Annotated in this window: 20 protein-coding genes and 2 tRNA genes; 2 read left to right on the top strand and 20 right to left on the bottom strand. The window is 26.6% G+C overall.

The window, feature by feature from the left end; all coding sequences use genetic code 4:
• Positions 1-26 precede the first annotated feature (26 nt).
• From AAHF53_RS04235 to AAHF53_RS04255, 5 genes are all read right to left on the bottom strand, one after another.
• A complete protein-coding gene (locus AAHF53_RS04235; protein WP_342189592.1) occupies positions 27-998 on the bottom strand; it encodes a hypothetical protein in 972 nt (323 codons plus the stop codon).
• Between the two features lie 16 nt (positions 999-1,014).
• Entirely contained in the window at positions 1,015-2,031 is a 1,017-nt protein-coding gene (locus AAHF53_RS04240; protein WP_342189593.1) for a hypothetical protein, read from the bottom strand.
• Positions 2,032-2,232: 201 nt separating this feature from the next.
• On the bottom strand, positions 2,233-3,480 hold the full coding sequence (tyrS, locus tag AAHF53_RS04245) for a tyrosine--tRNA ligase (protein ID WP_342189594.1): 1,248 nt from the start codon (positions 3,478-3,480) through the stop codon (positions 2,233-2,235).
• A gap of 18 nt (positions 3,481-3,498) precedes the next feature.
• Entirely contained in the window at positions 3,499-4,137 is a 639-nt protein-coding gene (locus AAHF53_RS04250; protein ID WP_342189595.1) for a hypothetical protein, read from the bottom strand.
• A gap of 56 nt (positions 4,138-4,193) precedes the next feature.
• Positions 4,194-5,246, bottom strand: a complete 1,053-nt coding sequence (locus AAHF53_RS04255) for a nicotinate phosphoribosyltransferase (RefSeq protein WP_342189596.1) — start codon at positions 5,244-5,246, stop codon at positions 4,194-4,196.
• Between the two features lie 224 nt (positions 5,247-5,470).
• On the opposite strand from AAHF53_RS04255, the gene AAHF53_RS04260 reads away from it, so the two are divergent.
• Both AAHF53_RS04260 and AAHF53_RS04265 read left to right on the top strand, forming a co-directional pair.
• The gene (locus tag AAHF53_RS04260; protein ID WP_342189597.1) at positions 5,471-6,304 is read left to right on the top strand and encodes a DegV family protein; all 834 of its coding nucleotides are present in this window, start codon (positions 5,471-5,473) and stop codon (positions 6,302-6,304) included.
• 11 nt (positions 6,305-6,315) lie between these two features.
• Positions 6,316-7,176, top strand: a complete 861-nt coding sequence (locus tag AAHF53_RS04265; protein WP_342189598.1) for a DegV family protein — start codon at positions 6,316-6,318, stop codon at positions 7,174-7,176.
• A gap of 112 nt (positions 7,177-7,288) precedes the next feature.
• On the opposite strand, the gene AAHF53_RS04270 is transcribed toward AAHF53_RS04265, so the two are convergent.
• From AAHF53_RS04270 to AAHF53_RS04340, 15 genes are all read right to left on the bottom strand, one after another.
• Positions 7,289-9,031 (bottom strand): PTS transporter subunit EIIC, encoded by a 1,743-nt coding sequence (locus tag AAHF53_RS04270; RefSeq protein WP_342189599.1) that lies wholly within the window; start codon positions 9,029-9,031, stop codon positions 7,289-7,291.
• A 28-nt stretch (positions 9,032-9,059) separates the two neighbouring features.
• On the bottom strand, positions 9,060-9,857 hold the full coding sequence (locus AAHF53_RS04275) for a MurR/RpiR family transcriptional regulator (protein ID WP_342189600.1): 798 nt from the start codon (positions 9,855-9,857) through the stop codon (positions 9,060-9,062).
• Between the two features lie 24 nt (positions 9,858-9,881).
• The gene (locus tag AAHF53_RS04280; protein WP_342189601.1) at positions 9,882-10,085 is read right to left on the bottom strand and encodes a hypothetical protein; all 204 of its coding nucleotides are present in this window, start codon (positions 10,083-10,085) and stop codon (positions 9,882-9,884) included.
• Positions 10,056-10,131 (bottom strand) — tRNA-Trp (locus tag AAHF53_RS04285). Before AAHF53_RS04285 ends, AAHF53_RS04280 begins: the two co-directional genes overlap by 30 nt.
• Before the next feature lie 58 nt (positions 10,132-10,189).
• Entirely contained in the window at positions 10,190-10,672 is a 483-nt protein-coding gene (locus AAHF53_RS04290; RefSeq protein ID WP_342189602.1) for a Fur family transcriptional regulator, read from the bottom strand.
• A 16-nt stretch (positions 10,673-10,688) separates the two neighbouring features.
• Positions 10,689-10,925 (bottom strand): acyl carrier protein, encoded by a 237-nt coding sequence (locus AAHF53_RS04295; protein WP_338967767.1) that lies wholly within the window; start codon positions 10,923-10,925, stop codon positions 10,689-10,691.
• Between the two features lie 17 nt (positions 10,926-10,942).
• On the bottom strand, positions 10,943-12,370 hold the full coding sequence (gene proS / locus AAHF53_RS04300; RefSeq protein ID WP_342189603.1) for a proline--tRNA ligase: 1,428 nt from the start codon (positions 12,368-12,370) through the stop codon (positions 10,943-10,945).
• On the bottom strand, positions 12,363-13,058 hold the full coding sequence (locus AAHF53_RS04305) for an acetyltransferase (RefSeq protein ID WP_338967769.1): 696 nt from the start codon (positions 13,056-13,058) through the stop codon (positions 12,363-12,365). Before AAHF53_RS04305 ends, proS begins: the two co-directional genes overlap by 8 nt.
• A gap of 15 nt (positions 13,059-13,073) precedes the next feature.
• The gene (gene cls / locus AAHF53_RS04310) at positions 13,074-14,594 is read right to left on the bottom strand and encodes a cardiolipin synthase (RefSeq protein ID WP_342189604.1); all 1,521 of its coding nucleotides are present in this window, start codon (positions 14,592-14,594) and stop codon (positions 13,074-13,076) included.
• 130 nt (positions 14,595-14,724) lie between these two features.
• Positions 14,725-14,814, bottom strand: a tRNA-Ser gene (locus AAHF53_RS04315).
• 68 nt (positions 14,815-14,882) lie between these two features.
• Positions 14,883-15,470 carry a tRNA (adenosine(37)-N6)-threonylcarbamoyltransferase complex dimerization subunit type 1 TsaB gene (gene tsaB / locus AAHF53_RS04320; RefSeq protein WP_342189605.1) on the bottom strand — a complete coding sequence of 196 codons (588 nt, stop codon included), beginning with the start codon at positions 15,468-15,470 and terminating at the stop codon, positions 14,883-14,885.
• Positions 15,470-16,219 carry a type III pantothenate kinase gene (locus tag AAHF53_RS04325; protein ID WP_342189606.1) on the bottom strand — a complete coding sequence of 250 codons (750 nt, stop codon included), beginning with the start codon at positions 16,217-16,219 and terminating at the stop codon, positions 15,470-15,472. Before AAHF53_RS04325 ends, tsaB begins: the two co-directional genes overlap by 1 nt.
• A 15-nt stretch (positions 16,220-16,234) precedes the next feature.
• Positions 16,235-16,810: a hypothetical protein gene (locus AAHF53_RS04330; protein ID WP_338967776.1), complete on the bottom strand. Its 576-nt coding sequence runs from the start codon at positions 16,808-16,810 to the stop codon at positions 16,235-16,237.
• The gene (gene tsaE / locus AAHF53_RS04335) at positions 16,797-17,276 is read right to left on the bottom strand and encodes a tRNA (adenosine(37)-N6)-threonylcarbamoyltransferase complex ATPase subunit type 1 TsaE (protein ID WP_338967775.1); all 480 of its coding nucleotides are present in this window, start codon (positions 17,274-17,276) and stop codon (positions 16,797-16,799) included. The genes AAHF53_RS04330 and tsaE overlap by 14 nt, the downstream gene beginning before the upstream one ends.
• A gap of 3 nt (positions 17,277-17,279) precedes the next feature.
• Positions 17,280-18,221 carry a bifunctional oligoribonuclease/PAP phosphatase NrnA gene (locus AAHF53_RS04340; RefSeq protein ID WP_342189607.1) on the bottom strand — a complete coding sequence of 314 codons (942 nt, stop codon included), beginning with the start codon at positions 18,219-18,221 and terminating at the stop codon, positions 17,280-17,282.
• Between the last annotated feature and the right edge of the window lie 185 nt (positions 18,222-18,406).

Raw genomic sequence — 18,406 nt, forward strand, 5'->3', positions numbered from 1 at the left:
CTATTCATTTAGCTAACTTTTAATTATTATTCACTTATTTCGTTATATTGCTTTTTTAATGATTCTGCTTTTTCTTTTCGTTTTTGTTGTTTCTCATTGTTATCTATCTCTGAAATGCAAAGTTCTTCTTGCGAACTTAAATGACTAAAATCAATAACATCACTTTTAGAGTCTCGCTTATTTTTCTTATTATTAGCACCTATTAGCACTTCTTGATAAACAGGTTGGATTAACTTTAAATTATCTTCTTGTTTAGGAAATAACTCTTCTTTAACTTTATTTTGATGCGATATTAATGGCATTATGTATAAACGACTCCTTGTTCCATTTTCAGAAAATAACTTGCATTTTTTTCGTAAACAATCAATAAAAGAAACTTCTTCATCAGTTACTATTTTATTAACATATTTAGAAATAATATTTTTTCTTCTAAAAGAATTATTTAATTTTGAACTGCGTTGAAATAAACTATATTTATCTAAGATATCACAAATTTTTTCATATTTTTTATCATCAATGAACTTTTGAAATTTACTATAAGCAACTTTTAATTGTTTTTTATGCGAATGCGTCGCGTGTTCATATTCAGGCATTAAGTATAAGGTAATACTAATACTCCTTTTACTTAATTCCTCTCCTTGTTCCATTCACTGTAAACATTCAGCTTTTGAATAAATTGACGAATTAAGAAAACTCACAGTTTTACTCGTAATGTCATCAAAGGTTTTACTTAAAAATTTAACTGTTTGTTCAAAATCAGGTTCAAAAGATTTTTTTCAAACATCAGTTAATAAAATTTTATAACTTTCAATTAATAAATGATTTCTATCAGGTCATCTTTGATAATATTTTTTGTCTTCTAATAACTTTAAACCTTCAAAAATTCTTTTACTATTAATTTTTTCACTTAAATTAATGTTTTGACTATTTTCTAAATTATTTATTAATTGAATAATTTCATTTCTTTCCTTATCATCCTTAGGTATATAGTGATGCATTAAAAACAAATTTAATTTATTTGCTTGTTGTCATTAAAAGTTCATCATTAGTTTTGTGCGAATAATCTTTGTTTCAAATTTGATATAATTTCTTAATTTCATTTTTTCCTAATTCATTTAAATTACTGCCAATTTTTTCATTCTCAAAAAATAATTTAAAATTATCTTCACTTTGATATTGTAAATATAATTTACTTAGTGTTTTACCAACACTTTCATATAAATTTGCATAATCAGAAACACTTTTAATATACTTATCAAATAGATTATCAATTTCATCTAAACTAACCACTTTTTTTAGCTTAGACTGTGGAACTGCTCGGCGCTTATTAACCAGTTCCTTTGTAAAACAACTAACATTATTTTTAACAACTTTGTTTTTTGTTACAATTGACAGAGAATCTTTTGGTAATTTATCATTTGTTGTCAATAAAATTGATGACGAATCATTTTTTATTTCATTAACAATAGTTGCTTTAAGAAAATTATTATTGTTATTTAATTTAGTAAGTACCTCGCTATTTCTTAAAAATTCACATCCCTTTTCTTCGGTTCAATTTTGACTACTTTGTTTAAAAGTTTTTTCTTTATAATCAAAATAATAATTCTTATTAATAAAACTAGTAAACTGTTCATTTAATTCCGTTAAAGAACCTAAATTATCAAAAAATTCATCAATATCTTTTTTATTATAAACAAAGTTATAATAAAATTCTTTGCTCTTAGTAATCGCTTCACTAACAAAATTATAATTTGTTATTATTTCAAGTTTTTCTTTAAATTCTAAAATATTATTATTTTCAACTAAACTAACTAAACTATCAATATTTTCTTTAGAAATGTTAGCATTACGATTTTCACTCATACAAGAAAGATAAACTAAAAGTTTAGGAAACATATTATTATCCCCATTTTTAGTTTGTAAATATATCATCTTAAAAAACTTCGCTTTTAATACAATATCATCTTTAATATTTTCATTGATATCTTGTTTAATTTGATTAGTAATAACAGTTTTAATATCTTGTGGCATAATGCTCCTCCATTTTTAAGCAATTTTCTTTAAACAAATTATTAAAAAAATAAAGAAGCTTAATCATTAAGCTTCTTTATTTTTTATTACAAAATACATTTCTAACTGCTAAATTCTATTTAAAATTATATACACATTATGCAATAAAATATTTAAAAAAACAAGATAAATTTTTATGAAAATAACTTATTGTTTTAAACATTAATGACTATTAACTTCAACAATATAATAATGTTGTTTACCTTTACGAATAAAAATTATTTTATTATATAGCAATTTATCTTTAGATAATATATAGTTTTCATCAGTAATCAGTTGCTCATTAACATAAATAGCATTACTCTTTAATAGTTCCCGAACTTGAGTTTTAGAACTACATACTTCAAGTAATAAAAGTAAATCAATAAGTTTATGTTCTTGACTAACAGTTATTCACGGAACAGCATTTTTCATTTGTTGAATTTCACTCATTTGTAATTGCATAACTTTTTGTGAAAATAATACTTCACTAATATTAATCGCCATCATAACTTCTTGTTGGGAATGAACAAAAGCAACAATTTCTTTTGCTAATACCTTTTGGGCATGTCTTTTAGCCTTATTAACATTATGTTTTGCCATTATTTGCAAAATATCATCTAATGATAACAAAGTTAATCATTTTAAAAGTTTTTCAACATCAGCATCATTTTGATTAACAAAAAACTGATACAAAATATATGGGGATGTTAAATTAGCATCTAACCAAATTGTTCCTTGCTCAGTTTTACCAAACTTAACACCATTACTTTGCGTTAATAATTCAATCGTTAACCCACTTGCTAAATGATTATCTTGTTCTTTTTTACGAATCAATTCAATTCCAGCAGTAATATTCCCTCATTGGTCACTACCACCAATTTGCACTAAACATTGATAATTCTTATATAAATACCAAAAATCATATGCTTGTAAAAGCATATAAGAAAATTCAGTATAAGAAATTCCTGTTGCGAGTCTTGTTTTAATTGATTCCTTATCAAGCATATAATTAATCGTAAACTCTTTCCCCAAATCTCTTAAATAATCAATTAAATTTAATTTTGCTATTCAATCATCATTATTTAAAACTTTAATATTATGATCTAATAATTTATCTAATTGTAAAGCAAGCGCATCACTATTTAATTTTACTGTTTTAGCATCTAACAATTTTCTTTCTTCAACTTTAAAACTCGGATCACCAATCATTGCCGTGGCTCCACCAATAACAGCAAGCGGTTTAAAACCCGCTAATGAAAAGCGATATAATAAAACAATTTGTAATAAATGCCCCACATGCAATGATGTTGCTGTTGGATCAATACCACAATAAACACTAGCATTACTATTCTTAGCCTGTTTTATTTTTTCACTATTAGTAACTTGTTTTAAAAGTCCTCGGGCTTGCAATTCTTCTAAAAATTCCATTTCTTACCATTCTTTCTCTTATTTTTGTTTTTCATCAATTAAATTAACAATGCTACGATTTTTTTCAGTAACTTGCTGTTGATCATAAAATTTACTAGCGCGTTGATGAATATCATTAAAACGATTAACATAACTTTGCGCCCGAATATAACTAGTATCATCATAATGTGCATCATTAGTTGCTAAATTAACACTGTTATCACTTTTTCGATTAATAAAATCAATTGGAATTGGATTAACATTTCTTGTCATATTTCTTCCTTCAACATATATTGAAAAATCTTGATATTTTTGAATTTTACGATTAATAATTTCTTGCTGAACATGCTCATTAACATATTCTTCAATTGAACTATAAGTCTTTGTTGTTCTAACTAATGATTGTGGTCTAATACTATAAATATTATTTACTAATGAAAAATCTTTTGGTTTATCACTAGCAATATTTGCTTTATTAGCATTAGAACCTGTAATTGGTGAAATAATCTCTGTTGGTTCATAACCATATACTTGCTTTTGTTGCATTCAATTTCTTTGTTTACGACGATTTTCAGCAATTTTTGACTCTGCAATTTTTTGCTGATGACTATTTTCTTCATAAAGTTTTGATAATGGACCATTTAATCCATATTTAATTTTAAAATCATTAGTATTCATTATGACCCTCCTTTTAAAAGAAGCATTCGTTCTTTTAAATTATAACATAATCAAAATTAGATTTTTTGTACTAACTTATCATTTTCAATATTTTCACGACCAACTTTAGCAAAATTTTTATTATTTAATTGCACTAAATCACCAGTAAAATGAATATCAAACTTACCAATAGTTGCTCCCACACCATAAAAATCTACGGGGGTATTATCACTAGCAAATCAACTAATCTTCGCTTTATCAAATCCAGAACTAACAATAATTTTTACATTATTAAAACCTTCATCATCCATTGCTTTTCTTAAAGCCTTAATTAAAATTGGATTTATACCCATAATATTTTCATTATAATATTTCTCTTGATTTTCTTTAACAGTAAAATATTTATCAACTAAACTAATGCTAGTATCAACCCGAACAGCACTAAGACGATTTTGAAAATGACGACATACTTTTAAACTAGTATTAATAACATCATTATCAAAATCAACTAATGCTACTAACTTATCATTAGGAAATAATTCACTATAAGCTTCTAAAGATTTAATAATATCACCATTAAAACCATGAATTAAAGCGTGGGGCATTGTCCCAACCAATATTTCTTGATTATTTCATCATTCAGTTTGTGCTCTCGTAACTTGTGATTTAATACCAGCAATATATGCAGCATAACCATCACCTTGTTGATTAAGATAGTCATCATTACGATCAAACATAAAGATGATTGGTTTATCATTACTAACTTTTAAAATCTCATTACAATTAGTAGCAACACTACTTCTTCTTGCTAAAATGCCATCAATAATTCCTTCTAAGTAACCAAATAAATGATAAGGACCGGTTATTTTTAAAACCGGAATATTAGCTTTAATAATATCACCATCATTTAAAGCATAAACAGATATTTTTTCTAATGGCGTTACAAATTCTTTCAATAATGCCACAATTTCATCAATACCACAAAGCATAACATTATCTTGTCTTTGAAAAAATTGCATCGTAACAATATTATTAGGAAAATACTTTTTAAGAATTTTTTGGGTTTTTAAAAAATAAATCGCACTATAATAGCCTTCTTTAATACGAACATCAAATTTAAATTTTGTCATTTAAATAGCCTCAAATCTCTTATATAATTATTAGTTTTAATATATCAATTTTACTACTTAATAAATATTGTAATATAGTTTTTAAGAAAATTTCTTTTTTTGATTACAAATTTTGCTATTCTTATCATCAAATTATCCTTTACTATTTCTTTTCTTGAATAATATTATATCAAAGTTTATAATTGATTAATAAACAAAATAGAGATTGGTGAGGTGTAAAATTAATGAAGCAATACATTATCTTAGTGGACTCAGCAACTGGTTATGATGAAGAACAGGCAAAAGAACATAATATGGCATTTGTTCCTTTAATGATAAATATTAACAATAAAACTATTGCTGACAATAACAAAGAAATTACTATTGATAAATTTTATAAAATTTTAGAAACTGAACCAATTAAAACCAGTCAAACGCCACCAGGAATTTTAAAAGAAAAATGAGATGAACTACTACAAGAATATGAACAAATTCTTTTCTTTCCAATTTCTTCCCATCTATCAGGACAATATCAAAGTGCAATATTACTAGCTCAAGATAATGTTTATAAAAACAAAGTCTATATAATTGATAGCGAAGCAGTTGGCGACATTAATAAAGAAATGATTAACCGCGCAAAACTATTTTTACAAGAACGACCTATTAATGAATTACAAGGTTTTATTGATGAACAGAAAACAAAATATTGTGCCTTCATTCTTCCATATCAATTAGATACATTGGTTCGTGGTGGTAGAATTAGCAGTGCTGCTGCTACCCTAGCTAATTTATTGAAAATTAAACCAATCCTAGAATTTAATGGTTTTATTGATAAATTTGATAAAACCAGAACATTTAAAAAAGCAATTAAAGAAGTTTTAAAAGAAATCAAAAAACGCTATGACAGTGCTGGCGAATTAACAATTATGCATTCATTATGTGATACGGAATTAAAAGAAGAAGTAATTAAAATCATTACTAAAGAAAAATTTACAATTAAACATATGAGTTTAATATCTAATGTTATTGCTGCTCACACCGGATATAATACATTTGTACTTGTATATTGAATAAAGTAAAGGAGAAAAAAATGTCTAACACAAATAAGAAAATTGCTATTATTGTTGACTCATCTAGCAACCTTGACCTTACAACGCTAAAAGAAAAAAATATTAATATCATTCCTTTATTAATAAGTTTTGAAGATAAAACTGAAATTGAAGATACCACTAGTGATATTAAAAAATCTAATTTTTATGCTCGTGTTAAAAATGGTGAATATACTAAAACTAGTCAATCATCACCGGGGAAACTAATGAGCTTATGGCGAAAACTACTAGCTGAAGGAAATGATGAAATTATCTTTATTCCGATTGCTAAAGGATTATCTGGTCAATACCAAAATGCCTATATGTTATCACAAGAAAGTGAATTTAAAAACCGCGTTCATATTATTGATACTAACGGCGCTGCTACATTTAATAGTACATTAGCAATCAAAGCTACTGAAATTGTAGCTAATGGGGGCAACATTAATGATATTAATAAAATGGTAACCCAAGTTAAAAAAAATAGTTTAATTTACATTATCCCTGAAGATATCTCGCGACTTTCTAAAGGTGGTCGTGCCAAATCTGTTGTTGCTTCCCTAATAAGTTTAATCCGCGTTAAAGTCATTATTAAATTCGGCGAAATATCGGAAAAAAGTGGAATTGCCAGAACCTTAAACAACGCTATTGAAAGTGTAATCACAAAAATTAAAGAATTTATTAAAAATGAAAATTATATCTTAGAAATTCTCACATCACAATGTGATAAAAAGGTCACCACAATTATTAACAAAATTATAACCAACCACCCTGAACTTAAAATCAAAAAAGCATTCCTCCCTAACTGCTTTGTCAGTCATGCCGGTGTTAACTCCGTAGGAATTATTGTTGTTAAACAATAAAAAAAATTAACAAAGAAAAAGGTAGCAACGCTACCTTTTTTATTTACAGCACTAACAATAATCCCCTGTCACCTTATTTTAATGCTTTTAAAATAAAAACTATTTTCTATTTTTAAAAATTAGTTGCCAACAACTCTTTTGATGCCTGAAGCAATTTTTCTAATTCATCAACAATAAATTGGGCATCATTGCTAACAATCAGTTGTAAATCTTTGTCTGAAACCATTTTCGGATTAAGTTTATTATTAGCAATCCCTCTTACTTCAAATCTGACTTTATTTAATTGTTCAATTTTTCCAGCATCAACATTTTTAACAACAATTCTCACCCTTGTGACACAATTACCAACACTAATAATATTATCTTTACCTAAAATATCCAAAATTTTTCTGGCTAATAACTGATAAGAAGACAGTGGTAAACTATTATCCAAATTTTCTATTTCACTAACAGTTTGCTCGCGACCTAATGTCTGATAATTAAACTTCTTAATCAAATAATTAAAAGAAAAGTAATAAGCGCCCCCGCTTAGAATACCAATTGGTAATATTCAAGCCGGATTTGCTAGCACTTGGGCAATACCAGACTCCCAAGTTATTTTAGCAATTTTCATTGATTGATAAAAACTTAAAACATAATCAATAAAACCAGCAGAAAACCCAAAACCAATCCGAATTCCTAAACCAACAGTAATTGCAGCAATAATCCCTGATAAGACAATATGAACAAAAAATAATATTGGGGCTGCATAAATAAAACTAAATTCTAACGGTTCAGTAATCCCCGTTAAAAATGAAACTGACGCCGCTCCAAGTAATAATGCCATAACTTTTTTTCTTTGGTCAGGATGAGCACATTTGATGATCGCCAAGGCAGCAGCTGGTAATCCAAACATCATAATGGGGAAAAACCCACTTTGAAATAATCCGGCACCAACAACTAAATCATTACTAAGAAATGCAGGAATATCACCATTAATAACTGTTCCATTCTCTGAAGTAACAAAAGGGTGTTGTCAAAAAAAATAAATATTAAAAACACGCATTAAACCACTAGCATTTAATGCTCTATTAAACATTGTATAAACGCTAGCAACCCCTCATTGAATATGACGGGTTGAATTGTCAACTTTTTCAGGAATAATAGCTTGTCCAAAAGTTAAAAGTCCTAACTGAAGTCAAGGTCAAATTATTGCCACTAAAATAGCAACTGGTAAAGAAACTAAAATAACAACTAATGGCACAAATCTTCTTCCCGAAAAAAATGACAAAGCAGTTGGCAACTTAATGGATTGAAAACGATTATAACAAGTAGCTGCTAATATACCAGCAATGATGCCACTCAGAACTCCCATATCAATAGAATAAATAACTTCATTGCCTTTAAGTTGATATAAAAGTTTTGATTTATTTTCTAAGTTAACATCTAATAAAATTGTTGAATAAACAATTTTTGGTAATATCGTCATTAGACCAATTAATATTGTATAAGCAAAAAAACCAATAAGAGCTGCTTCACCACGATTATCTTTAGCAAAACCAAAAGCTATGCCAATAGCAAAAAGAACAGAAAGATTATCAAAAGCACTGCCACCAATAAGTTGCAATACTGAACCAATATATCAAATAACACTGTTCTCAGTAATTCCAAAATCTTTAGCCATCATTAATCCGCCCACACGACTTAATATTGCCGCGATAGGTAAAATAGCAATCGGAAACATTAATGATTTAGCAAGTTTTTGTAATCCTGAACTTGTTTTATTGCGAAAATGCTTTAAAGTATTTCTTGGTTGAAAATTACTTGATAGCAGTTTAAGTTTTTTAAAATTACTAAAAATATGTTTAAATTCCATTTAAATTTAGTCCTACCTTTATTTTAACTTATAACTTAAAATTAATTATTTTTGCATACAAGAAATCTAATAATTGCATTAATAATTGCAATCTAATTGAAAAAACACTTCATAATTGTTCTTCTTCAGATTTAATTACAAAATAGGATTTAAAACTTTTAGCTAATTTTGTTTCTTTGCTAAAAATACCAATTGAGTAAGCTTTATCTTTTAATTCTTCAATTATTTCACCAATTAAATTATTTGTACCACTTAATGATAGGCAAATAACAACATCATCAGCAGTAACTAATGGCAAGTACGAATAAATAACATTAATATCATTCTCACAAATAACATTTTTATTTACTCATCTTAATCTTTGTGCGAAAGAAATAGCAGGATAATATGAAATTCCAAAACCAAAAATAAAGATTGTTTTTGCATCAATAATTTTTTTAACAATTAAATCATTATCTTTATTAATAAAATCTAAATATAATCGATTATTATCCTCATCTCTTATTTTCACATATTCATTAAAAAAATAGGTAATATTACTTTTCAATTGCAAATTAGTATTAACTTGTCGTCCTGAATTTTTAATTCTTTGATTAACAACTTTTAATTGATACTTCAATTCCGTTCAACCACTTAGATTTAATTTTTGACAAAAGCGAATTATTGAACTAGAAGAAGTAAAACAAGCATCAGCAACACTTGTTGATGTTCATTCATCAATTTGTTCTAAGTTATTTAAAATAAATGCAGCAATACTGGCGTTAATAACATTGTCTTCATTAAATTTTATATGCTTTAATTTCTTAATAAAATCAAAATCTTCCAAAATGGCCTCCTTATTTCATTTATATTATCTTCCTGATAATTTTGAATTATATCGCAAAAACATTTCATCAGATAAATTTAGGTAAACTTTCCAAAAAATGAAATATTCTTCATTAAAAATATAAAAATAACCAGTTTGTAAGATAATACCAATAATGGTTATTTTTATATTGCTATCATCCTTAATAACTAATTTTATTGGCAGGGGTAGCAGGATTTGAACCCACAAGCGCGCGGTTTTGAAGACCGCCGTTCTACCATTGAACTATACCCCTACAATAAATATATTCTATCAAAGTTATTAAAAATGACAAAGTAAATTATAAAGAAATTTTAAAGATTATTTATTACCTTCTTGTTTTTTTCCTGACAAGATATACAAATTCCATGTGCTTCTAATTTATAATGTACAGGTTTAAAATCAGCATTTTGTAATTTTTCTTCTAATTTTTTCAAATTATCTTGAAAATCTTGATCACTTAAATGCATATCTTCACTAAGATGAATAACCTTATGACAAGTTTCACAAACTAAATGAACTAAGACAGGATTTGATAATTCAAAAACAATATCTCGGCCATTAAAAACATTAAGATAAATCAATTCTTCTTGCAAAAACAAATCTAAAGTATTATAAACTGACATGACATTAATATTCTTATGTTCATCATTTTCTTTTTTCAGTTCTCTAATAATGCCATTAATATTTAGATGTTGCTTCTTTAATAATAATTTTAATATTGCTAATCTAATATTAGTTAAACGATGTCCTTTATTTTTTAATACTTGCGTTAATTTTTCATAATCTCATTTCACAATTTTAACGCCCTTTTTAACTATTACTATTTACTACTTCTTCAATAATAATTATTAAATCCTGAACAGTATTAATATCACTTAACTTATTATCAGGAATCCGAAATTTATATTCTTCTTCTGCTAAAATAATTAAATCCATTAATTCTAAAGAGTCCAAACCTAAATTACGGAAATTAGTTTCTAATGATATTTTTACTTTGATACCCTTTTTTTCTTTCAATAATTTAGCAATTTCAGCTAATCAATTCATTAAATTCTTCCTCCTATTTAATATGCCCGCGCAAAATAAAAATGACCTTTTGCTCTTTGATTACATTTAAAACATTTAGAATTTTCTTCAACCTGCTTTTCTAAATCTTGACAACGACTAACAGTACTAGTTAACTGCTTAATTTCTGCTTCACACTCAATACGATTACAAAATCAAGCACCAAAAAATCCCGTTTTTGTTTTTAATTGTTGTTCATATTCATTAAAACTATTAACAACAAATACTTGCGCTTCTAATCGTTCTAACGACCTTGCATATAAATCATTTTGCATTTGTTCCATATTAGTTTTTAAATATGATTCCACATCATTAATCTTAACCATTAATTTTGTTTTTGTGTCTCTGCGCACAATTAATACTTTATCAGTTTCTAATTCCCGAATCCCAATTTCAATGCGAAAACAAACTCCTTGAATTTCACTATTACTTAACTTATAACCCAATGACTTTAAAGAATTATCAATGACAACACGATATTTAGTTTTTAATTGTTGATAAATCCTATTAACTTGTTTTCTTACTTGCTCATCATCTTGAATCGGAATTATTCCTACTTGAATTGGTGCTACCATTGGGGGTAATACTAATCCCCTATTATCACTATGAGACATAATTAAAGCTCCAATAACTCTTGTTGACATCCCTCACGAAGTTTGATAACCATATTCTTCTTTATTGTTAGCATTAATAAACTTAATATCAAAATTTTTAGAAAAGTTTTGGGCAAAATAATGACTAGTTGCTGATTGTAATGCTTGTCCATCTAACATTAATGCTTCTAAACTATATGTATCAACAGCACCAGCAAACTTTTCATGAAGACTTTTTTTACCATTAAGAACAGCAATGGCTAAAACTTCTTTAAAAAATTTAACATATAAATTCATCATTTCTACCGTTCAATTTTGGGCTTCTTCCATATTATTATGAACACTATGACCTTCTTGCCACAAAAATTCTGTTGTTCTTAAAAAAGGTCTTGTTGTTTTTTCTCAACGAATAACATTCGCTCATTGATTATATTTTAATGGTAAGTCCTTATAACTAGAAATATTTTTTGAAAAATATGTCCCAAACAAAACTTCAGAAGTTGGTCTAATAACCAACGGTTCATCTAAATTTTTATCACCAACTTTGGTAACAATAGCACATTCAGGGGCAAAACCTTGAATATGTTCTTTCTCTTGATTTAATAAACTCTCAGGAATTAATAAAGGCATATAAACATCTTGAATTTCAACTTCTAAAAATCTGATTTCTAAGTTTTTCACAATATTTTTTCAAATTGCATAACCATGCGGTTTTAAAATTGGTGCTCCTTTAACTACTCCATAATCTATTAGATTACCATTTACAATCAAATCAGTATATCATTGACTAAAATTTTCCTCCAACGATGTAATTTTATTAAGATTTTTATTCATTAACTTTTAACTCCTTTCCTTTAATTTCTTCAATAATGCCTTTATCACCATAAAATATTTTAATATCAATTTGTTGATGAGAAACATATTGTTGTAATCTTTTGTATATTTCTATATCTTTAATTAAAATTGCTCTAATAGCATTAACACTAATTGGTTCATTAATGATAACTCGTTGCAAATTATTATTAAACTCTCAATCTTTTTTAGTATTTTCATATAATTTCACTAAATCAATATAAAAAATTGCCACCGTAGTTAAATCAATCTTATTTTCTAAGCATCAACTTCAAAATTGATGACGACTACTAGTAGATAATTCTAATTCAAGATGATCATCTTTTTCTAAATATGTTCAAACAATATACTTTTCATTTTCTTTAAGTTTCTTAGATTTTACCGGTTTAATTCCTTGCTCCAAAATATAAAAAATATTAGCAATGGAACTATAAAAATAAAAATGATCAACTTTTTGTAATAATAATTGCTTAATAATTCTTTTAGTAGCATTTCGTGTTCATCCAAAATGAATATCAACTTTATTAATTGTTTGAACGCTTTTTGAAAATAAATGTTTAAAAAAACCTCGTCTTTCTTTAACTTCCGGTTTTTTTTCTAAACTTACGGGAGAATCTTGTTTTTCTAACTGCTTAGCAATTTTTTTATTAATTTTTTTCGTTTTGTGCATTATTATTTTCCTTTCCTAAAATAAGGGGTCAAAAATTTTAACAATTGGCAAAATCATTATCCGATAAAATCAATTTTTTTTCTTTAGCGGTGATGTTGTTAAAAGAATACTTCTTTCAATATCTCATAAATAATTCTTTTCTAGTTGCTTATTAGCATCACCATAAAGAATAACAATAGTTTGATGATCGTGATAAAGACTACGAAAATCTAAATTAGTTGATCCAATAATGACTAAATTATCATCAATTAATGCTGTTTTTGAATGATTAAAAATCTTACTCATTTCATAAATTTTTATCCCCGAATTAAATAATTCATCATAATATGAACGACTAATATCAAGAATAAAAAATTTATCAGTTTTTCCTGGCATTAATAATCGTACATCAACACCTGACTTAGCAGCATTTTTTAATGCCGTTACAATATCATCAGTTGGGATAAAATACGGCGTTGATAACCAAATACGACTTTTAGCACTAGAAATAACTTTAACATAAATATCCTTTTGAATCGTTTCATAAGTATTGGGACCATCATCAATAACCTGAACAATATTACTAGTTTTACCATCATATGGTTCATTTTTTAACAATTTCTTATCAAACACTAACGACTCGCCAGTTGTAAAATATCAATCCTGTAAAAATATTAATTCTAAACTACGAACAGCACTACCTTGCAAACGAACTTGACTATCGCGTCAAAAGCCATATTTAGAACTTAAATGACAATAAGCATCACCAACATTAATGCCTCCCGTATAACCAATCTTGCCATCAATAATAACATCTTTACGATGATTACGATAATTATTACGACCACTAATAAAAGGTAAATTTATCGGTGAAAATCTTTTTAAATGAACACCAGCTCGCTTCAATTTCTGAATTGTATCATGATAAACCGTAAAAAAACTTCCAGCATGATCATAAATTAAGCGAATATTAACACCTTGATAAGTTTTTTTAATTAATAACTGTGTCAAATATTTTAAAACTTCACCATCATCTAAAATAAAATAATTAATATGAATATAATTTTCAGCACTTTCTAAGTCTTTAAATAACAACGAAAACTTTTCAATTCCATTAGTTATTAAATCAACTTTCGTATGATTATATAGTGGTCTTTGTGATATATTAGTAGTCAAATGTAAAATACTTCGTTCTTCTTTAATTTGATTTTTTAAAAAGTTATTCGTATAATTAAAATCCTCTTTAGCATAAAAATCTTGATATTTTTTTAAATAAAACTTTTGTGCTTTAGTATAACGATAAGTTCGGCCAAAAATAATAAAGATTATAATACCCACAATTGGTAACGCATACACAGCAATAATTCAAGAAATTTTTGTTCGTGCTGGTCGGTTGGAAACAAAAATAATTAATGCTGTTAAAGTTCCAAATGAAATTGTTACGACACCAATAATTCATAATCAATCAATATATTTAGCAATAATAAAAATACAAGTCACCAATAAAAGTACTAAAAGAACAAAAGTAATTGCTAAACGCATTTTTTTATTTAACATTAATTTAATTCCACCTTATAAATAAAATATTGTTTTTTAAATATGTATTAATTTTATCTTAATATCACAAAAAAACAACTTTACAATAAGTAAAGTTGTTAACAACAAATATCAAATTATTTAAAATTAATGGCGGAGCAGACGAGATTCGAACTCGTGCGCCAATTGCTTGACCTAACTCCTTAGCAGGGAGCCCTCTTAACCACTTGAGTACTGCTCCATAGTGATTATCACACATAAGTAATTATATCTAAAAATTTTAAAAAATAACATCCAAAATTTTTATTTTTATTCATAATGCTTTTTAAGTTGTAATTCCTTTAAATATAATGATTCTAAATCATCAACATTAGTTACTTTTTTACATAAATGTTTAATTTGTAAAAAATTTTCTACTACATCAATCCGATGATAATCTTCAATTAACTTAAATTTTTTTCATTCTTTTTTCAATAATAATAAATTATTTCTTGTAACCACTTGTTCCAAAACCATCGGATGAAAATTATCATAAACCGCAACAAAAAATTGATCAGTTTTAGCATTAATAACACTAATCGCCTGCTTGTTACCAACTTGCAATAATAAACTATTCGTAACAAAAACTTGCAAGGTCTCATTAACAGCTTTCATTGTTTTCGCAATTGTAATTCCCACCCGAATTCCAGTATAACTTCCCGGACCAACAGTTAAATATAAACTATCAATATCAAATCAACTTAATTTATGATTAGTTAACATTTCATCTATTAAAACTGTTGCCTTCTCAGTGTGTTTTTGATGATTTCAAATTTGTAAACTATCTAATAAACCACGGTCATCTTGTAAAATAATTACTAAATATCCATTTGTTGTATCTAAAAATAATGTTTTCATTATTCTTCACCTTCATTTAATGTTCCTAAAATATTTAAACCAGTAAAAATTAAATCATTAATAAATTGATAATCTTGCAAAATATTTTTAACAAAAAAATAATTACCACCTAATATTATTACTACTGAATCTTTTAATTGTTTTTGATAAGTTTCCACAATACCTTTAATTGCCATCGCATGACCATAAATAATACCAACGCTTAAACAATCTTTAGTATTCTTAGCAATCATTTCTGGTGGCAAAAATCAAGGATCTTTTTTCAATAAAGCTGCTTTTTCAATTAAAGCTTCACCACTTGTTAGTAATCCTGGCAATATTGCACCACCAATAAACGAATTATCTTTAATACACGAAATTGTTGTTGCTGTCCCCATATCAATAATAATTATATTACGATTTGGATAAATACTAACAGCCCCTACCGCTGCTGCTATTAAATCAGCACCCAAAGTAATAGCATCATCTAAAACAAATTTTAAATTTGTTTTTAACACACTATCAACAAGTAAATAATTCCAACAATATTTTTCAACTAATAATTCAATTACCGAATTAAATTGCGGTTTAACACTACTAACAATACATCGTTGAATTTTTAATAAAAATGGTTCAAGAACTTCTTCCATGCAAGATAATAATTTATCAACATTAATATTACTAGATAATTGCTCATAAAATACTTTTTGATTTTCTTGATAAACACCTAAATGAATTAAACTATTACCAATATCAACTAATAACTTCATAAATATCCTCCTTTGCTAACCTATTTTATTAATAACCTTAACAATTGGTAAAATAATTAAAGTTGTAATCATAAGTTCTGGTAAATAATTTGTTGCTAATGCTAATCAACTAATATATTGCAACACATTAAGGTCAGGAAAAAATGCATCTCCTAAAAAATAAATCATTGCTAAAGTTGTAAAAGAATTAGTACTAATAACAAAAAATGATCAAATGATAATTGTTAATCAATAACGAAATTTAGAACGCAATACTAGAAATTGTAATATAATTCCTGAAACAATACCAACTAATAATCTTGGTACAATACTAAATAATGGATTTTGAAAAACTACTGCCAACGGTCCACCCATCACAAATGATGCTAAAAAAGAACTTAATCCTAATAACAATCCTGAGATAACACCAACAATAAATGGGTTCCACTTTAAAATTTTAATTCAAATAATACTAATAATCATTACCACACAAGGAACTAAAGTAATACTAATAACACTAATTTGAATATAACCTAAAAATGGCGTAAAAGTAAATAATAGTAGTAAGGCTACACTAAGAGCTAAATAACTAATTGCCTTAACATTTAACATTTAAATCATTGTCCTGTAAAAATTTAATTACTTGCGTTGCAAGAAGACCCTTACCACTCAAATTAATTACTCTGGTAGTATCATCAATTATCTTCCATTGTAAGATTAACGCATTATTAAAATCAATAATTTGTAAAACATTTTCATATCATTCAATAATATTTAAATTATTATTAAATGCCTCTTCATACATTTCTAAATCTTCATCATTATTTAAACGATAAGCATCCATATGAATTAATTTAAATGATTGTTTTGGAATTACATACTCATTCATAATAACAAATGTTGGCGAATTAACTACCGCTGAAATTTGCAAGGCATTTGCTAAATATCTTGTAAATGTTGTTTTCCCAGCCGCCAATGCTCCTTGCAACAAAATAAAACCCGGCTTAGCATATTTAGCAATAATAGCTCCCAATGCTTCTGTTTGTGCCTCATTATGAGTTATAAACTGCAAATTCACCACTTATTTTGGTTCTCCTCTACTAATCACTTCATCTAAATCACTAATAATATTTTTAACATCATTAAAATCATTAATTCGTGCTCCCGCAGCAAAATTATGACCACCACCATTATATTTGCTAGCAACAGTATTAACAAAAAATTTATTTGATCGTAGTTCAACACGAATATTATGATTTTCATCCTCACAAAAAAATACTCAAATTGGTTTATTTTTAACATTAGCTAATAGATTGACCTTACTAGCAACAGTATTATGATTAATGCCTAATTTCTTTAATGTTTTGTTATCAAATACTAAATATAAAACTCCTTTCGTTGAAGTTTGATAATTTTCATAAACAAAACTCATAAATTTTAAATCTTCTTCACTAACTTGATACATTTCACGATATAATTGATCTAAATCAAACCCTTTTATTAATAAAAAACTAGCAAGACTAAATGTTCTGGCATTAGTTCGTGAATAAAGAAAACGACCACTATCTGTTACCATTCCATGATAAATAATTCTTGCCGCTAATGATGATACCTTTAAATTACATTCCTTAACTCATAAAGCAATCATTTCACTAGCTGAACCAAATTGTTCATCAACTCAAATAATATCACCATAAGGTTCAACATTGGGATGATGGTCAATCTTAATAATAGTTTTTGCTAATTTATATCGGTCATCATCAACTCGTGCTAAATTACCACAATCACCAATAATAACTAAACTATCTTTAAAATCATCATCATGCACTGTATCCATAGTCCCAATAAAGTTTAAATAATCACTATTCGTTCCCGCTGCTAGGACAATCTTATTAGGTCAATTAGTTTTAATTATTTCTTTTAAACCTAACTGCACACCATAAGCATCACCATCAGGAATAATATGACAAAGCAATATAATTCGGTTATGTTCCTTAATTAACTGCAAAATCTTATCTTTCATATTTTTACCTTTCTAAAATTCCTTATTAAGGTAATTTTATAACAAATTCTCTTAATTTTAAAATAATAAATAATTTTACTAAATTTATTATTTTTAATAAATAATTTTAACATATTTGGTCGCGTTTAGTTTTCTTAGGTATTTTTTAAAAAAGAAAAAATAGTCATTTACTATAAATTATTTCA

Source organism: Spiroplasma endosymbiont of Dilophus febrilis, from assembly GCF_964030685.1.
In the GTDB taxonomy this organism is placed as follows: Bacteria; Bacillota_I; Bacilli_A; order Mycoplasmatales; family Nriv7; genus Nriv7.